Origin of the sequence: Oceanibaculum nanhaiense (assembly GCF_002148795.1) — a bacterium.
GTDB classification, from domain to species: Bacteria; Pseudomonadota; Alphaproteobacteria; order Oceanibaculales; family Oceanibaculaceae; genus Oceanibaculum; species Oceanibaculum nanhaiense.
This window is the reverse complement of record NZ_MPOB01000002.1, coordinates 375,458-390,421: the sequence shown is the minus strand read 5'-3', so window position 1 is coordinate 390,421 and position 14,964 is coordinate 375,458. Positions and strand designations below refer to the sequence as shown.

General features: G+C 65.2%; 15 protein-coding genes. 7 read left to right on the top strand and 8 right to left on the bottom strand.

The window, feature by feature from the left end; translation table 11 throughout:
* Nucleotides 1-15: 15 nt before the first annotated feature.
* Nucleotides 16-990, bottom strand: a complete 975-nt coding sequence (locus BKM74_RS04960; RefSeq protein ID WP_086464569.1) for a TRAP transporter substrate-binding protein — start codon at nt 988-990, stop codon at nt 16-18.
* Between the two features lie 183 nt (nt 991-1,173).
* Here BKM74_RS04960 and BKM74_RS04955 point away from each other — a divergent pair, with 183 nt between their 5' ends.
* Nucleotides 1,174-1,677 carry a PaaI family thioesterase gene (locus tag BKM74_RS04955; RefSeq protein ID WP_245825807.1) on the top strand — a complete coding sequence of 168 codons (504 nt, stop codon included), beginning with the start codon at nt 1,174-1,176 and terminating at the stop codon, nt 1,675-1,677.
* Nucleotide 1,678: 1 nt separating this feature from the next.
* Here the strand turns inward: BKM74_RS04955 and dxs are convergent, their stop codons facing one another.
* The 4 genes from dxs to BKM74_RS04935 form a co-directional block, all read right to left on the bottom strand.
* A complete protein-coding gene (gene dxs, locus BKM74_RS04950) occupies nt 1,679-3,598 on the bottom strand; it encodes a 1-deoxy-D-xylulose-5-phosphate synthase (protein WP_086464568.1) in 1,920 nt (639 codons plus the stop codon).
* A gap of 74 nt (nt 3,599-3,672) precedes the next feature.
* Entirely contained in the window at nt 3,673-4,560 is an 888-nt protein-coding gene (locus tag BKM74_RS04945; protein WP_086464567.1) for a polyprenyl synthetase family protein, read from the bottom strand.
* Nucleotides 4,561-4,571: 11 nt separating this feature from the next.
* Nucleotides 4,572-4,823 carry an exodeoxyribonuclease VII small subunit gene (locus BKM74_RS04940; RefSeq protein ID WP_086464566.1) on the bottom strand — a complete coding sequence of 84 codons (252 nt, stop codon included), beginning with the start codon at nt 4,821-4,823 and terminating at the stop codon, nt 4,572-4,574.
* An 81-nt stretch (nt 4,824-4,904) separates the two neighbouring features.
* Nucleotides 4,905-5,831, bottom strand: a complete 927-nt coding sequence (locus BKM74_RS04935; RefSeq protein WP_086464565.1) for a histone deacetylase family protein — start codon at nt 5,829-5,831, stop codon at nt 4,905-4,907.
* 323 nt (nt 5,832-6,154) lie between these two features.
* On the opposite strand from BKM74_RS04935, the gene BKM74_RS04930 reads away from it, so the two are divergent.
* On the top strand, nt 6,155-7,390 hold the full coding sequence (locus tag BKM74_RS04930) for a pentapeptide repeat-containing protein (RefSeq protein ID WP_086464564.1): 1,236 nt from the start codon (nt 6,155-6,157) through the stop codon (nt 7,388-7,390).
* A gap of 32 nt (nt 7,391-7,422) precedes the next feature.
* Here the strand turns inward: BKM74_RS04930 and BKM74_RS18680 are convergent, their stop codons facing one another.
* Both BKM74_RS18680 and BKM74_RS04920 read right to left on the bottom strand, forming a co-directional pair.
* Nucleotides 7,423-7,671 (bottom strand): ATP-binding protein, encoded by a 249-nt coding sequence (locus tag BKM74_RS18680; protein ID WP_245825817.1) that lies wholly within the window; start codon nt 7,669-7,671, stop codon nt 7,423-7,425.
* On the bottom strand, nt 7,595-8,980 hold the full coding sequence (locus BKM74_RS04920; RefSeq protein ID WP_086464562.1) for a PAS domain-containing sensor histidine kinase: 1,386 nt from the start codon (nt 8,978-8,980) through the stop codon (nt 7,595-7,597). The genes BKM74_RS18680 and BKM74_RS04920 overlap by 77 nt, the downstream gene beginning before the upstream one ends.
* Before the next feature lie 311 nt (nt 8,981-9,291).
* On the opposite strand from BKM74_RS04920, the gene BKM74_RS04915 reads away from it, so the two are divergent.
* From BKM74_RS04915 to BKM74_RS04895, 5 genes are all read left to right on the top strand, one after another.
* On the top strand, nt 9,292-9,657 hold the full coding sequence (locus BKM74_RS04915; protein ID WP_086464561.1) for a hypothetical protein: 366 nt from the start codon (nt 9,292-9,294) through the stop codon (nt 9,655-9,657).
* A 129-nt stretch (nt 9,658-9,786) separates the two neighbouring features.
* The gene (locus BKM74_RS04910) at nt 9,787-11,073 is read left to right on the top strand and encodes a pentapeptide repeat-containing protein (protein WP_086464560.1); all 1,287 of its coding nucleotides are present in this window, start codon (nt 9,787-9,789) and stop codon (nt 11,071-11,073) included.
* A gap of 79 nt (nt 11,074-11,152) precedes the next feature.
* The gene (locus BKM74_RS04905; protein ID WP_245825805.1) at nt 11,153-12,355 is read left to right on the top strand and encodes a GNAT family N-acetyltransferase; all 1,203 of its coding nucleotides are present in this window, start codon (nt 11,153-11,155) and stop codon (nt 12,353-12,355) included.
* Between the two features lie 8 nt (nt 12,356-12,363).
* Nucleotides 12,364-13,290, top strand: coding sequence for an alpha/beta fold hydrolase (locus tag BKM74_RS04900; RefSeq protein WP_086464558.1), 927 nt, complete (start codon nt 12,364-12,366; stop codon nt 13,288-13,290).
* Entirely contained in the window at nt 13,287-14,318 is a 1,032-nt protein-coding gene (locus BKM74_RS04895) for an agmatine deiminase family protein (protein WP_245825804.1), read from the top strand. Before BKM74_RS04900 ends, BKM74_RS04895 begins: the two co-directional genes overlap by 4 nt.
* Before the next feature lie 28 nt (nt 14,319-14,346).
* Here BKM74_RS04895 and BKM74_RS04890 read toward each other — a convergent pair whose 3' ends face one another.
* Nucleotides 14,347-14,772 (bottom strand): PAS domain-containing protein, encoded by a 426-nt coding sequence (locus BKM74_RS04890; RefSeq protein WP_245825802.1) that lies wholly within the window; start codon nt 14,770-14,772, stop codon nt 14,347-14,349.
* Nucleotides 14,773-14,964: the final 192 nt, after the last annotated feature.

The following is a 14,964-nucleotide window of genomic DNA, read 5'->3' as shown; positions in this document are numbered from 1 at the left end:
CGAACCGGGAGACGCTTACATCTTGTTGTAGGCGTCCACGATGGTCTTGCCGTCTGCGCCGGCCTTCTCAAGCCATTCCTTGACCATCTGGTCGCCGATGGCCTTCAGGTCCTTCTGCAGCTTGTCGCTCGGCATCAGCACCTTCATGCCATTGTCGCCCAGCGCCTTCACGGTGCGCTTGGCTTCTTCCTGGCTGGCGGCCCAGATGCGGGTCTCGGCATCGGCGGCGGCCTTCAGCACCGCGTCCTGCGTCGCCTTGTCCAAGCCGTCGAAGGCGCGCTTGTTCACGAAGACGATGTTCTTCGGGTGCATCGCGTCGGTCTGGTAGAACACTTTCACGAAGTCCCAGGCCTTCACATCGACGCCGGTGGCGCCGGAGGTCAGCATGGAGGAGACCAGGCCGGTCGAGAAGGCCTGCGGCACCTCGGCATACTGCACCGTGGTCGGCACCGCGCCGGCCAGCTCGGCAAAGCGCGAGGTCGCGGCGTTGTAGGCGCGGAACTTCACACCCTTCATGCCGTCCACCGACGAAATCTCGGACTGTACGAACAGGCCCTGGCCCGGCCAGGGCGCCGCATAGAGCAGCATCAGCCCTTCTTCGGCCAGCAGCTTTTCCAGCACCGGCTTCTGCGCCTTGTAGAGCTTCAGCGCATTGTCATAGCCGGTCGCCAGGAACGGCACGCCGTCAGCCTCGAACACGGCATTCTCGTTGCCGTAGGCGGACAGCAGGATCTCGCCCGCCTGCGCCTGCCCGGTACGCACCGCGCGCTTGATTTCCGGCATCTTGAACAGCGAGGCGCCGCTATGGATGGTGATGTTCAGCTTGCCGCCGGACAGCTTGGCCACATCCTCGGCGAACATACGGGTGTTCTTGGTGTGGAAGTTGGAATCCGGGTACGGCAGCGGCATGTCCCAGGTTTCCGCCGAAGCGGCGGTGGAAAGGCCGGCAACCGCCATGGAAAGCGCCATGGCCGTGAAGAATTTCCGCATTGTGTGCTCCCTGTTCGGAGTTGAATTTCGGTCTTACCGGCACGTCATATGCCGATTAACCTGTTTGCTATGCGTACAGGCTAGACTGTACACATACCCCTTGATGGTCAAGAGGCACGGCGGTATCGCACTGCAAAATGCCTGACCGCCCCCTGCCTTTCCGCAATCCAGACGGTATTGAAGATGACGAAACCCGCCGCCGCCGACAGCGCCGCCACCGCAATGCAGCACGATCCCGCCGGCACCGGCGATCTGATGCAGGAACTGATCGCGCTGGAGCCAACCTCCGGCTATCAGGAACTGATGGGCTACCGGCTGGTGGAATGGCGCGAAGGCTATGCCGTGCTGGAGCTGGATATCGGCCCGCAGCATCTGAACCGCGCCGGCGTGCTGCATGGCGGCGTGCCGGCCTCGCTGATCGACACGATCTCCGGCTTCTGCGGCTGTTACTGCCCGATTCCCGGCCGGGTGCGGCGCTGCGTGACGCTGTCGCTGACCACGCAATATCTGGGGCAGGCCTCGAAGGGCACGCTGCGCACGGTCGCCCGGGTGACCGGCGGCGGCCGCAAGATCTTCTTCGTCGCCTGCGAGGTCACGGCCGAGGATGGCACGCTGATCGCCACCGGCACCGGCACCTTCCGCTACCGCAGCGGCAGCGAGGACCCGAACGGCGTGCCGCGGGAGTAGGTCACGCCCGCGCCGGCGCCTCGCTGGCGCTGCGGCCCAGCGCCAACAGCGCGGTCTTGACGATGCCGGCGGCGTTCAGCCCGGCCTCGGCATATTGCTTCTCCGGCGAATCATGGTCGATGAAGCGGTCGGGCAGCACCATCGGCCGCACGCGCAGGCCGGCATCCAGCATCCCGGCCAGCGCCAGATGCTGCAGCACGAAGGAGCCGAAGCCGCCGACCGAGCCCTCCTCGATGGTGATCAGCACCTCATGTTCGCGGGCCAGCCGCTCCACCAGCCCGGTATCCAGCGGCTTGGCGAAACGGGCATCGGCGACCGTGGCGGACAGGCCATAGCCAGCCAGTTCCTCGGCGGCGGCCAGGCATTCCTGCAGCCGCGCGCCATAGGACAGGATGGCGACCGCCGTGCCTTCGCGCAGGATACGGCCCTTGCCGATCTCCAGCGGCTGGCCGCGCGCCGGCAATTCGACGCCAGCACCCTCGCCGCGTGGATAGCGCACGGCGGACGGCCGGTCGTCGATGGCCGCACAGGTGGCTACCATATGCACCAGCTCCGCCTCGTCGGCTGCCGCCATCAGCACGAAATCCGGCAGACAGCCCAGATAGGCGACATCGAAGCTGCCGGCATGGGTTGCGCCATCAGCACCGACCAGCCCGGCGCGGTCGATGGCGAAGCGCACCGGCAGGCGCTGGATCGCCACATCGTGCACCACCTGGTCATAGCCGCGCTGCAGGAAGGTGGAATAGATCGCGGCGAACGGCTTCATCCCCTCCGTCGCCATACCGGCGGCGAAGGTCACGGCATGCTGTTCGGCGATACCGACATCGAAGATACGATCCGGGAACCGCTCGGCGAACTTGTCCAGCCCGGTCCCGCCCGGCATGGCGGCGGTGATGGCGACGATGCGCTCGTCGGCCTCCGCCTCCTGGATCAGCGCCTGGGCGAAGACATTGGTGTAGCTGGGCGCGTTCGCCTTCGCTTTCACCTGCGCGCCGGTGACCAGATCGAACTTCTGGACCGCGTGATATTTTTCCGGGCTGTCCTTGGAGAAGGGGTGACCCCTGCCCTTCTCGGTAACGACATGCAGCAGCACCGGGCCAGCCTCCGGCCGGTCGCGCAGGCTTTTCAGAATCGGCACAAGATGGCTGATATCGTGGCCATCGACCGGCCCGATATAGAGGAAGCCCAGCTCCTCGAACAACGTCCCGCCGGTGACCATGCCACGGGCATATTCCTCGGCCCGCCGCGCCGCATTCTCCAGCGGCTTGGGGAAGCGGCTGGCCATCTGCTTCATCGCCTCGCGCAGCCCGCGATAGGATTTCGACGCGATCAGGCGCGAGAGATAATTGCTCATCGCACCGGTCGGCGGGGCGATGGACATGTCATTGTCGTTCAGGATGACGATCAGCCGGCTGTCCATCGAGCCGGCATTGTTCATCGCCTCATAGGCCATGCCGGCACTCATCGAGCCGTCGCCGATGACGGCGATGACGTTGTTGTTGCCGCCCTTCAGGTCGCGCGCCACCGCCATGCCGAGGCCGGCGGAGATCGAGGTCGAGCTGTGCGCCGCGCCAAACGGATCGTAGTCGCTTTCCGAGCGCCGGGTGAAACCGCTGAGGCCGCCGCCCTGGCGCAGCGTGCGGATGCGGTCGCGCCGCCCGGTCAGGATCTTGTGCGGATAGGCCTGATGGCCGACATCCCAGATCAGCCGGTCGCGCGGCGTATCAAAGACATGATGGATCGCCACCGTCAGCTCGACCACGCCGAGGCCGGCGCCCAGATGACCGCCGGTACGCGACACCGCGTCGATGGTCTCGCGGCGCAGATCGTCGGCCAGCACCGTCAGCTGGTCGATCGAGAAATCCTTCATGTCCGCCGGTGTCGTGACCGTATCGAGAACCGGGGTTGGGTTATCGGCCATGGGCCTTGCCTCACTCATCCGCTACATCGTGGCGGGGATAATGGTGTCGTGCCGCCCGCCACGTCTTTCATTTATCAGGCCTGACGCTCGACGACGAAACGCGCAAGCTGCTTCAACAGCTTCGCCTTGTCACCGAAGAAATCAAGATGCCCCGCCGCCTGCCCGACCAGCAGGCGGGCGTGGCCACGGGCATTTTCCACCCCCAGCGCGGCCACCAGGGTCGCCTTGCCGGCGGCATTGTCCAGCCCGGTCGGCTTGCCGGTGACGCTGCTGTCGCCTTCGATATCCAGCAGATCGTCGGCGATCTGGAAAGCCAGCCCCATCTCCTGCCCGTAGGAGTGCAGCGTATGCCGCGCCGCCGGGCCGGCCTTGCCCAGGATCGCCCCGGCCTCGCAGCAGAAGCAGATCAGCTCCGCCGTCTTCATGCGTTGCAGCCGGGTGATCAGGCTGGCGTCGATCTCCGTCATATCCTCCGCCAGCAGGTCGAGCATCTGCCCGCCGACCATGCCTTGCGTGCCCGAGGCGCGGGCCAGTGCCAGCACCAGATCGGCCCGGACCTTCGGGTCGTTGTGCGTATCCTCGTGCGCCAGTACCTCGAAGGCGTAGGTCAGCAGCGCATCGCCGGCCAGCACCGCCGTCGCCTCGTCGAATGCCTTGTGGCAGCTGGGCTGGCCGCGCCGCATGTCGCTGTCGTCCATCGCCGGCAGATCGTCATGGATCAGCGAATAGGCATGCAGGAATTCGACCGAAGCGGCGACCCGCAGGGCGCAGCTGCTGCTGACCGAGAACAGTTCGGCGGTCTGCAGCACCAGGAAGGCGCGCAGCCGCTTGCCGCCACCCAGCGCGGAATAGCGCATGGCCTCGACGACGCGCGCCTCCGGCCCGTCCGGCAGGGTCAGCAGCCGGTCCATGGTCTCGGCGACGGCCTCGGCGGCCTCCGCCATGGCGGCCTTGATGTCCATCGTTGCGCCGGTCAGTTGGAGGGATCGAACGGTTCGGCCGAGGCCACACCATCCGGCCCCAGCTTGATCCGCTCCACTTTCATCTGCGCATCCTGCAGCTTGCGCTCGCAATGCGCCTTCAGCAGTACGCCGCGCTCGTAGGTGTCGATCGAATCCTCAAGGCCGATCTCGCCCTTCTCCAGCTTGGAGACGATGGCCTCCAGCTCGGCGAGAGCCTGCTCGAAGCTCATGGCGTCGATGTCGCTGTGGGTCTTTTCGCTCATGCTGTTGCCTTGGCGCCTGCTCGGTGGAAAGGGGGCGGAGTGTAGCCACCTCGCCCCGCCGGAACAAGCCGAAGCCGCGTATTACTGCCCCATCAGCGCGGCGACATGGGCCGCCGCCGACCGGCCCAGCGCGTCGAGGTCGTAACCGCCCTCCAGCGTGGAGACAAGACGCCCGCCGCACTGATAGGCGGCCAGCCGCATCAGCTCCCGCGTGGCCCAGGCGAAATCCTCCTCCTCCAGGCACAGCGCGGCCAGCGGATCGTCCTTATGGGCGTCAAACCCGGCCGAAATGATCACCAGGTCCGGGCGGAACTCGGTCACCGCCGGCAGCACATGCTCGGTAAAGGCATGGCGGAACACGTCGGAGCCGGCCAGCGGCGGCAGCGGCACGTTCAGGATATTGTCCAGCCCGCGCTCGTTGGCCGCCCCGGTGCCGGGATAAAGCGGCGCCTGATGGGTCGAGGCGTAGAACATGTCATGGTCGTTCCAGAAGATATCCTGCGTGCCATTGCCATGATGCACGTCGAAATCGACCACGACGATGCGCTTCAGCCCGTGCACAGCGCGGGCGTGATAGGCCCCGACAGCCGCGCTGTTGAACAGGCAGAATCCCATTGCGCGCATCGATTCGGCATGGTGCCCGGGCGGGCGCACGGCGCAGAAGGCGTTCTCCGCCTCGCCGCCAACGACCGCATCCACCGCGGCGCAGACCGCCCCCGCCGCGCGCAGCGCCGCCTCCAGGGAATGCGGCGAGACCAGCGTGTCCGCGTCGATCCCGCCCAGCCCCTCGGCCGGAATTGCGGCCTTCACCGTATCGATATGCGACTGCGGATGGGCGCGCAGCAGCTGCACCTCCGTAGCCTCCGGCGCCACCCGCCTTTCGAGAGCGGCGAAGCGCGGCGCGTCCAGCGCCTCCAGCACGGCGCGCAGCCGGTCTGGCCGTTCCGGGTGATAGGGGCCGGTATCGTGAGCGAGGCAAGCCTCGTGCGTGTACAGCAGCGTCGCCATTGGTTCGTTCCAGAGGAAACACGGAAAAATAGCGGCCATAAGCCGAAAATCGAGGGAAGCACGCCGGGCCGCCGGCCGACAACATGAAAATCAGGCGATGCCCGGGACCGCAGACCGGCTTGCGGTTGCGGCGGTCTCGCCACATACTCCGCTGGGGATTATGCGGGACCGACAACACAATCTTAACTTAAAACACGTTCACTTGCCGGACTCGTTACTGCAATACGGCTTTCACAAACAGGCGACCTGGAAAACAGGCGCACATTATAAGACGACGACCGGAACAGGCCTCCAGTAAGGGCGGCCTTCAAGCGCAGGATGCCATGACGCCGCAGGAAATCGCTTCCATCATCGACCAGCACGAACGCTGGCTTAAGCACCGCAAGGGCGGTCTCCGGGCCAATCTGTCGATGCGCGACCTGTCGGGGCTGACCCTGCCGCGGGCCAATCTGCGCAGCGCCAACCTGGCGGGCGCCAACCTGCACCGCACCGTGCTGGCGGGCTGCGTGCTGGAAGAGGCCGACCTGTTCTGCGCGACGCTGGACCGCGCCGACCTGCGGCAGGCCAATCTGCGCAAATGCGACCTGCGCGGCGTCAGCCTGCGCCGGGCCAATCTGAACAACGCCAATCTGGAGCAGGCGGATTTCCGGGGCGGCGCGCTCTATGGCGGCGGCGATCACGAGAATGAGCGGATGCGCAACGCCAATGCCAATGGCGCCGATCTGTCGAACTCCGCGATGATGAACTGCAACCTGAAGGGCGCGGCACTGGCCGGGGCCAACCTGTCGGGCGTGAATTTGAAGGGCGCCGATCTTTCCGGCGCCAACCTGACCGGCGCCAATCTGGCTGAGGCCAACCTGACCGGTGCCAACCTGTCGGGCGCCAATCTGGAAGGCGCCATCGTCGCCAATGCGGTGATGAAGAACGCCACGCTGGTCGGGGCCAATCTCGAAGGCGTGGACATGTCGGCCGTCGATGTGACCGGCGCGCAGCTGGTCGGCATGCAGGAGGGGCTGCCGCCCGACGTCCAGTCGGTGCTGGACAAGCACACGCTGTGGATCAAGGACCAGGGCCGCACCGGCGAACGCGCCGTGCTGTCGGGCACCGACCTCAGCTACATGGATTTCAGCGGCACCAACCTCTCCGGTGCCGAGCTGCGCGACACCAAGCTGGTCGGCGCCAAGTTCGAGCGCTGCCGGCTGGTGATGGCCGATTTGTCGCGCGCCGTACTGACCAACGCCAGCTTCCTGGGCGCCATTGTCGATGGCGCCAGCATGGTGGATGCCGACCTGTCGGGCGCCGACATGCGCAAGGCGAGCCTTGGTCCGGTCGATCTGAAGGATGGGCAGGGCAAGCCAACCGGGCGCAAATGGCCGACCAATCTGGCGGGGGCGCGGCTGCGCGGAACCAAGCTGGCACAGGCCGATTTGCGGCACGTCAATCTGATGGATGCCGACCTGACCGACGCCGACCTCACCGGCGCCGACCTGACCGACGCGAACCTGACCGATACCATTCTGGACGCGGCACAGATGGAAAAGGCGATTACCGGAGAATAACCCATCGGGCGAATAGGCCGGCTCGCCTTGCGTCAGGCCGGGCTGTGCGGCGGCACCAGCCGGCTGGCGGGCAGAATGATGGCGACGCGGGTGCCGGCACCGGGGGTACTGTCCAGCACCAGCCGGCCGCCATGCATCTCGATCATCGACTTAACCAGCGGCAGCCCCAGGCCCGCCCCCTCGAAGGATCGCGTCAGCGAACTGTCAGCCTGGCCGAAGGGCTGTAAAATCTTCTCCATCGCCGCCGGCTCGATGCCGATGCCTGTATCCGCTACCGCGATCTCGACCTCGCCCGTGTCGAGCAGAGCCGAGGACAGGGTGACGCCCCCCCCCCGGCATGGTGAACTTCGCCGCATTCGACAGCAGATTGAGAAGGATGCGCTTCAGCGCGTGCGCATCGGCCCGGATGTGAAGCGGCTCCGCGGCCAGGCAGCGGGTCAGGGACAGCCCGGCAATCTCCAGCCGGGGCTGTATAAGCCGCAGGGCGCTGTCGATCAGATCGCCCAAATCCAGCAGCCCGTCGGCAAGCTCGAACCGCCCCGATTCGATGCGCGACAGGTCGAGGATATCGTTGATTTTCTCCAGCAGATTGCTGCCGCTGAGATGGATGTCGGCGGCATATTCGGCATATTTCTTCTGGCCGACCGCCCCCAGCCCCTCGTCGCGGATGATCTCGGAAAAGCCGAGAATGGCGTTTAGCGGCGTGCGCAGCTCATGACTCATATTCGCCAGGAATTCCGACTTGGCCCGGTTTGCCGCCTCGGCCTGCTCCTTCGCCAGGATCAGTTCGCGCTCGAAGCGCTTGCGCTCGCTGATGTCGCGCACAAAGACCATCGCCTCGCCCGCGCTCAGCACCACGATGCGCGCCTCGAGGTCGCGGATGCCCAGCGCCCCCTCGCCCATCGCCTTGTCATGCAGCCGGAATTCGAAGAGCTGCGTCGCCCCGGTGGCGAAGGCGTCGGCGATCCCGGTGCGGGCGCGCGGCGCGACCGGGACCGGCAGCACATCCTCCAGCAGATGGCCGATCAATGTCACCGGCGCCAGCCACAGGGCGCTGTCCTTGCCCTCCTCGATCTCCAGCACACGCCCGTTCCGGTCGATCCGCAGCATCGTGTCCGGCACCGCCTCGACCAGGGTCTGGATTCGCCGGTCGCTCTGCATGACCACCTGCAGCAGCCGCTTCTGCTCGCTGAGATCGATGACCGTGCCGAGGATCGCCGCCGCGCCCTGCGACTCCGCGTTTTGCTGGCCGGGGACCGGATGCAGATCGACGCGCCACCACATTTTCCCCGCCGGCACCGTCACCACCTCTTCGTGATGCACCGGAAGACCGGTATCCCGGCACTGCCGGAACCGCGCCTGCAGGGAGGCAGCCTCCTGCACGCTCATCAAATCGAACAGGGTAAGGCCGACCATGTCAGCGGGCGGCAATCCGGCCATCGCGGCAAAGCGCGCATTCACCTCGGCCAGGCGGAATCCCTCTGCACCCGCATCCGTCAGCAGGAACATGCCGAGAAGCGGGTGATCGAATACAGCCGGCCGCAGCGTCGCAGCGGCTCTGGACTTTTCTTCGGTGTCGCGCCCGGCCATCAGGAATATCCGCTATTGCCGATACACAGAATCATCGCCGTTCCACCTGGCCCGCTCTGTCCAGAACATCCTGATAAATCGACATGATTTTTAGACAAACTAACGAGCAACATTATGCATTCAATGTCAACATACCTTTTTATTTAGCAGGTCAATTTTAAAAAAGCTTAATGAACAAGATGCGTTTTGGCGAATCGGCCTTCCTCGAATCTGCTAATAAACAAAAAATCAGGGGATGTTGAAAGCGGCATACGATACTATAATGTGGTTGTATTCTCTTCATTCCCTCCCATTCCGATTCGGGGATTCGCATGCAACAGCACCAGCAGGACCGCCACAGCCGCGAGGCTGTCTTGCTGCATATCAGCCGGCAGTTCGAGGACATCGCGAAGCGCGTTTCGCAGGATGTGACGCATCATGCCGCCAGCAGCCCGGTTCCGGCAGCCGTCGGCTTCGTGCTCTATTTCCTGCGAAACACCGAGGGCGAGCCCTTGAAAGACACGGCGCTCGTCCGATTTGGCATCACGATGAAAGACATGGAAGCGGTGGCGGGGTTCGAAAAACTGGTGGAGACCTGCAAGGTCCGCCACCTCACCGCGCGGCTGGAAGAACATTTCTACAGCCAACAACCTGTTTTTACACGTATATACAAGGTGGTGATTGACGGCTGGTCTTAACCATGAGTTAACCCCTGTCTGTCTTGATGGCCAGGCTGGCAAGACATAGTATGCGCAGCGCGACAATGATGGCGGCGATGACACATCAGTTCTGTTTCCCGGGGCGCATGGCCTAGAACGGATTATTGAATGACCCCCCAGGAAATACTCCAGCTCATTCAGCGTCACGAATTCTGGCTTGAACGCAAGCCGGGTGGCGGGCGCGCGAATCTGTCGGGAATGAATCTGTCCGGATTCAACCTGGCCGAGCTGAATCTGCAATCCGCGAAATTTTCCGGCGCCAATCTCAGCCGCTGCATCCTGTCCGGCGCGGATCTGAGCTATTGCGACCTGTTCTGCGTTAATCTGGATGCCGCCGACCTCAGCAACGCCGTGCTGCACCGCGCCGATCTGCGCGGCGCGCATCTGCGCAACGCCAATTTCACCGGCGCCAATCTGAAGGAAGCCGATCTGCGCGGCGGCGCCTTGATCAGCGGCAACCCGGCCAATCCGGCAACCATGCTGCGCGCCGACCTCAGCTTCGCCGAGATGGACGCCGCCATGCTGCAGAGCGCCAACATGTCGGGCGCCGATTTGTCGAACGCCACCATGGTGGAAGCCAATCTGGAGAGCGCGCTGCTGTGCGGCGCCAACCTGTCCGGCGTCAATCTGCGCGGCGCGCAGCTGGAAGGGGCCGATCTGTCCGGCGCCAACCTGACCGGCGCGAACCTGGCCGACGCCAATTTGACCGGCGTGAACCTGACCGGCGCCGTGATCTCGCGCACCAACATGACGCGCGTCGAGATGAACCGCGCCATCCTCACCAATGTCGATCTGACCGGCGCCGACCTGACCGGCGCCAATCTGGCGGAAACCCGCCGCGCCCTGTCGCGCTCGATCCACGACATCGTCCGCGACCATGTCACCTGGGTCGAAAGCGACGGTGTGATGGGCGTGCGCGCGGAACTATCGAAGGCCGACCTCAGTCACCAGGATCTGACCGGCGCGGATCTGTCCGGCGCCGATCTGCGCGGCGCTGTGCTGGTGGGATCGCGCATGGCGGGCATCCGGCTGGTGATGTCCGACCTGTCCGAAGCCAATCTGGAAGGCGCGGATATGGAAGGGGCGATGATGGACGGGGTCAACCTCTCCAACGCCAATATGACCGCCACCCGGCTGCGCGGCGCCACCCTCGCCTCGGTCGAGATCAAGAACAGCGACGGCAAGCCCACCGGCCGTCTGTGGCCGGCCAACCTGGCCGGTGCCGAACTGTCCCGCGCCGACCTCACCAACGCCATCCTGTCCGGTGCCAACCTGGCAAAAACCGACCTGACCGGCGCCAAGCTGCACAACACCAACCTGATCGGCGCCAATCTGCGCGATGCCGTCATCGATCCGGCACAGCTGACGCTGGCCCTGCGCGGCAAGGAGAGCTGACCCGGCGTCAAACCCGGCGCTTGCGAAGAGCCGCAGGCGACCGATCTAATGGGCTGGTGACCGCAACCAGGGTTTCTCCATGCCAGACGACGCGCCGGAAGAGCGCATGAACCGGGAACAGGGCATCCGTCTCACCGCGACGGTGCATGCCCGCATATCCGACATCGGTGCTGCCGACTGGGACCGCTGCGCCGGGCAGGACAATCCCTTCATCAGCCATGCCTTCCTGTCGGCGCTGGAAGAGTCCGGCTCGGTCGGGAATGACGCAACCGGCTGGCTGCCGCAGCATGTGGCGCTGCGCGACGAGGCAGGCCGGCTGCTGGCCTGCGCACCGGCCTATATCAAGCTGCATTCGCAGGGCGAATACGTGTTCGATCATGGCTGGGCCGATGCCTTCGAGCGCGCGGGCGGGCGCTATTACCCGAAGCTGCAGGTCTGCGTGCCCTTCACCCCGGCGACCGGGCCGCGCCTGCTGGTCTCACCCGGCGAGGATAGTGAACGGCTGCGCCCGGCGCTGGTGACGGCACTGGTGCAGCTGTGCGAGGAGGCGGAACTGTCTTCGCTGCACGTCACCTTCCCGACCGAGGCGGAATACCGGCAGATGGGCGAGGCCGGCCTGATCCGGCGGATCGGCCAGCAATATCACTGGGAAAACCGGGGTTATGGCAGCTTCGAGGATTTTCTCGGCGCGCTGAACTCCCGCAAGCGCAAGCAGATCCGCAAGGAACGGCGCGAGGCACAGGACAGCGGCATCGCCATCAACGCCTATAGCGGCGGCGATCTGAAGCCGGCGCACTGGGATGCCTTCTACCGTTTCTACGAGAACACCATCGACCGCAAATGGGGCTGGCCCTACCTGACGCGCGATTTCTTCGACCTGCTCGGCGAAAAGCTCGGCGAGCGGGTCGTGCTGTTCCTCGGCGAGGACGGCACGCGCCCGGTCTGCGGGGCGCTGAACCTCGCCGGCGCCGACACGCTCTATGGCCGCAACTGGGGCTGCGAGGAGCATGTGAAGTTCCTGCATTTCGAGGCCTGCTACTACCGCGCCATCGACTGGGCCATCGAGCACGGCATGAAACGCGTGGAGGCCGGCGCGCAGGGCCCGCACAAGATCCAGCGCGGCTATCTGCCCGCCCCGACCTACAGCGCGCACTGGATCGCCCATCCCGGCCTCGCCGAGGCTGTCGCCCGCGCCATGGACCGCGAACGCCCACTGGTCGAGCGCGAGATCGCTGCCCTCACCCAGGAATACAGCCCCTACCGGCAGGATTCCGAAGGATAATCATCAGCATGTCAGAACCGATCCAACAGGCCGGCGGCAGCGTCGGCTGGCTGACCGCCAGCGACGGCGCGCGGCTGCGCTACGCGACCTTCCGGCGCGAGGGCGCGCACGGCTGTTTCCTGGTGCTGCCGGGCTTCACCGAATTCATCGAGAAATATCTGGAGACGGTGGGGGATCTGGCGGCACGCGGCTATGATTGCGTGGTGCTGGACTGGCGCGGCCAGGGCAAGTCGGACCCGCGGCTGGCCGACCGTCACAAGGGCCATGTGCTGGATTTCGGCCATTTCCAGCAGGACGCACGGCAATTGCTGGACGAGATCGCCCTGCCGCTGGCGGCGGGCCGGCCGCTCTACGGTCTCGGCCACTCCATGGGTGGGCACAACCTCCTGCGGCTGCTGCATAACCGCGGCGGCGATTTCCGCCGCGCCGTGGCCGTGGCACCGATGATCGATATCTGGTCGGGCTTCCTGCCGCCCGCAATCAGCCGCACCATCGCCTGCGCGATGGTGCTTCTCGCCCCCGATTCCTATGTACCGAACACCGGCCCCTACGACCCGGCGAAGAAGCGTTTCGAGGGCAATCCGCTGACCGGCGACCGGGACCGTTTCGAACGCACCAAGCAATTCATCCTGGACGATCCCGAACTCGCGCTGGGCGGCCCGACCTGGCGCTGGCTGGACAGCGCCTTCGACAGCATGACGCTGTTGCGCCGGCCTGCCTATGCCGCTGGGATCGCCACGCCGGTGCTGATCGCCAGCGCCGGGCGCGACCGCATCGTGCGCAGCGCCGCCCAGCACGACCTTGCCCGGCACATGCCGGCCTGCCGCATTGTCGATTTTCCAGAGGCCGAACACGAAATCCTGCTTGAACGGGACGCCATCCGGCTGGAATTCTGGCGCACCTTCGACAGCTTCATGGTTGAGGAACAGGAATGACCGGCACCTTCCATATGCCCGGCGAATGGCACCCGCACCGGCGCTGCTGGATGGCCTGGCCGGCCGGCACGCGGCTGTGGGGCGAGAAGACACCAGAGGCACATGCCGCCTTCGTCGCCGTCGCCCGCGCCATCGGCCGGTTCGAGCCGGTGCGCATGCTGGCCAACCCCGAAGATGCGCCCACCGCCCGCCGGCTGCTCGACGGCGTGGCGGAGGTGATCGAGGTCGCCTATGACGATTCCTGGCTGCGCGACACCGGCCCCAGCTTCGTGATAGACGGCGCGGGTGGCATCGCTGGCACCGACTGGGTGTTCAATGGCTGGGGCGAACGCCAGCCGCATGCGCGCGACGCGGCACTGGCCGGCTGGATACTGGAACGCGAGGGCATCGCGCGCCGCCCCTCCGCGCTGGTGAATGAGGGCGGGGCCATCCATGTCGATGGCGAGGGCACGCTGCTGGCGGTCGAGACCACGATCCTGAACCGGAACCGCAATCCCGACCTGACCCATGTCGAGATCGAGCAGGAACTGTGCGCCGCGACCGGTGCGGAGAAGGTGATCTGGCTGCCCGGCGGCCTGGACGGCGATTACGGGCCGGTCGGCACCGACGGGCATATCGACACGGTGGCCTGCTTCGCCCGGCCCGGCCTTGTTCTGGCGCAGGTCACACGCGATCCGGCGGACAGCGACTACGAGACGCTGCAGGAAAATCTGCGGGCGCTGAAGGCCGCGACGGATGCAAAGGGCCGGAAACTGGAGGTGGTGGAGATCGAACAGCCGGAACGCCGCGAGGACGAGGCCACAGGCGGGCGGCTGCCGATGTCCTATGTGAATTTCTATCTGGCCGGCGTGCCGGGCGGGAAACAGGGGCTGGTGCTGCCGGTCTATGACGATCCGGCGGACGGCCCCGCCATCGCCACGCTGCAATCCGTGTTCCCGGAGCGCGAGATCGTCACCGTGCCCGGCACCATCCTGTTCGAGGGCGGTGGCGGCGTGCATTGCATCACCCAGCAGGAACCGATGCCCTGACCGGTTGCCCGGTTAGCAGCGGCCCCGGTCAGCACTTCATATGGAAGTCCATCGCCCCGATGAAGCGGTTCACCGTCCGCTTGTCGTCGGACAGCGGCAGGGTGACCAACTCGTAGGCGACATGCTCCTTGTCCCGCCAGACCACTTTTCCTGAGGTGCGGACCGGCACCTGGCGTGCCTGCAGCCCCTTGTAGAACTGCCGCATGCGGTCGTCGAAAATCTCGTCCACCAGCTTGCCGGTATTGTCCACACCGACCCAGTTGACGATCTTGGTGCCGATCAGCGTGTAGCGGAAATTATCGATATCGGGGACATATTCGAGGATGAAGATGTTGCCCAGACAATCCTTCATCTCGACCGGGTCGAAATCGCGGCGGCCCGGCAACGTGCCTTCGAGATGCCTGTTCCGCCACAACTCATAGAGCCGCATCAGCATCGGCGACTGGATGTCCATCCCATAATCCGCTGTGGCATCGTCGCGGGGGCTTTGAACAAGCGCTGGAGTATCATCCGCCGGGAGCGTGCCTGGCACCGTATCGGTGCCCTTATTGGTATCTTCAATCGTCATGGCCAAACGCTCGAGCCGCTTTCTGCGTCACTGGATCGATTTTTATTCAATATATACGAATATGCCCATGCAGTCAGA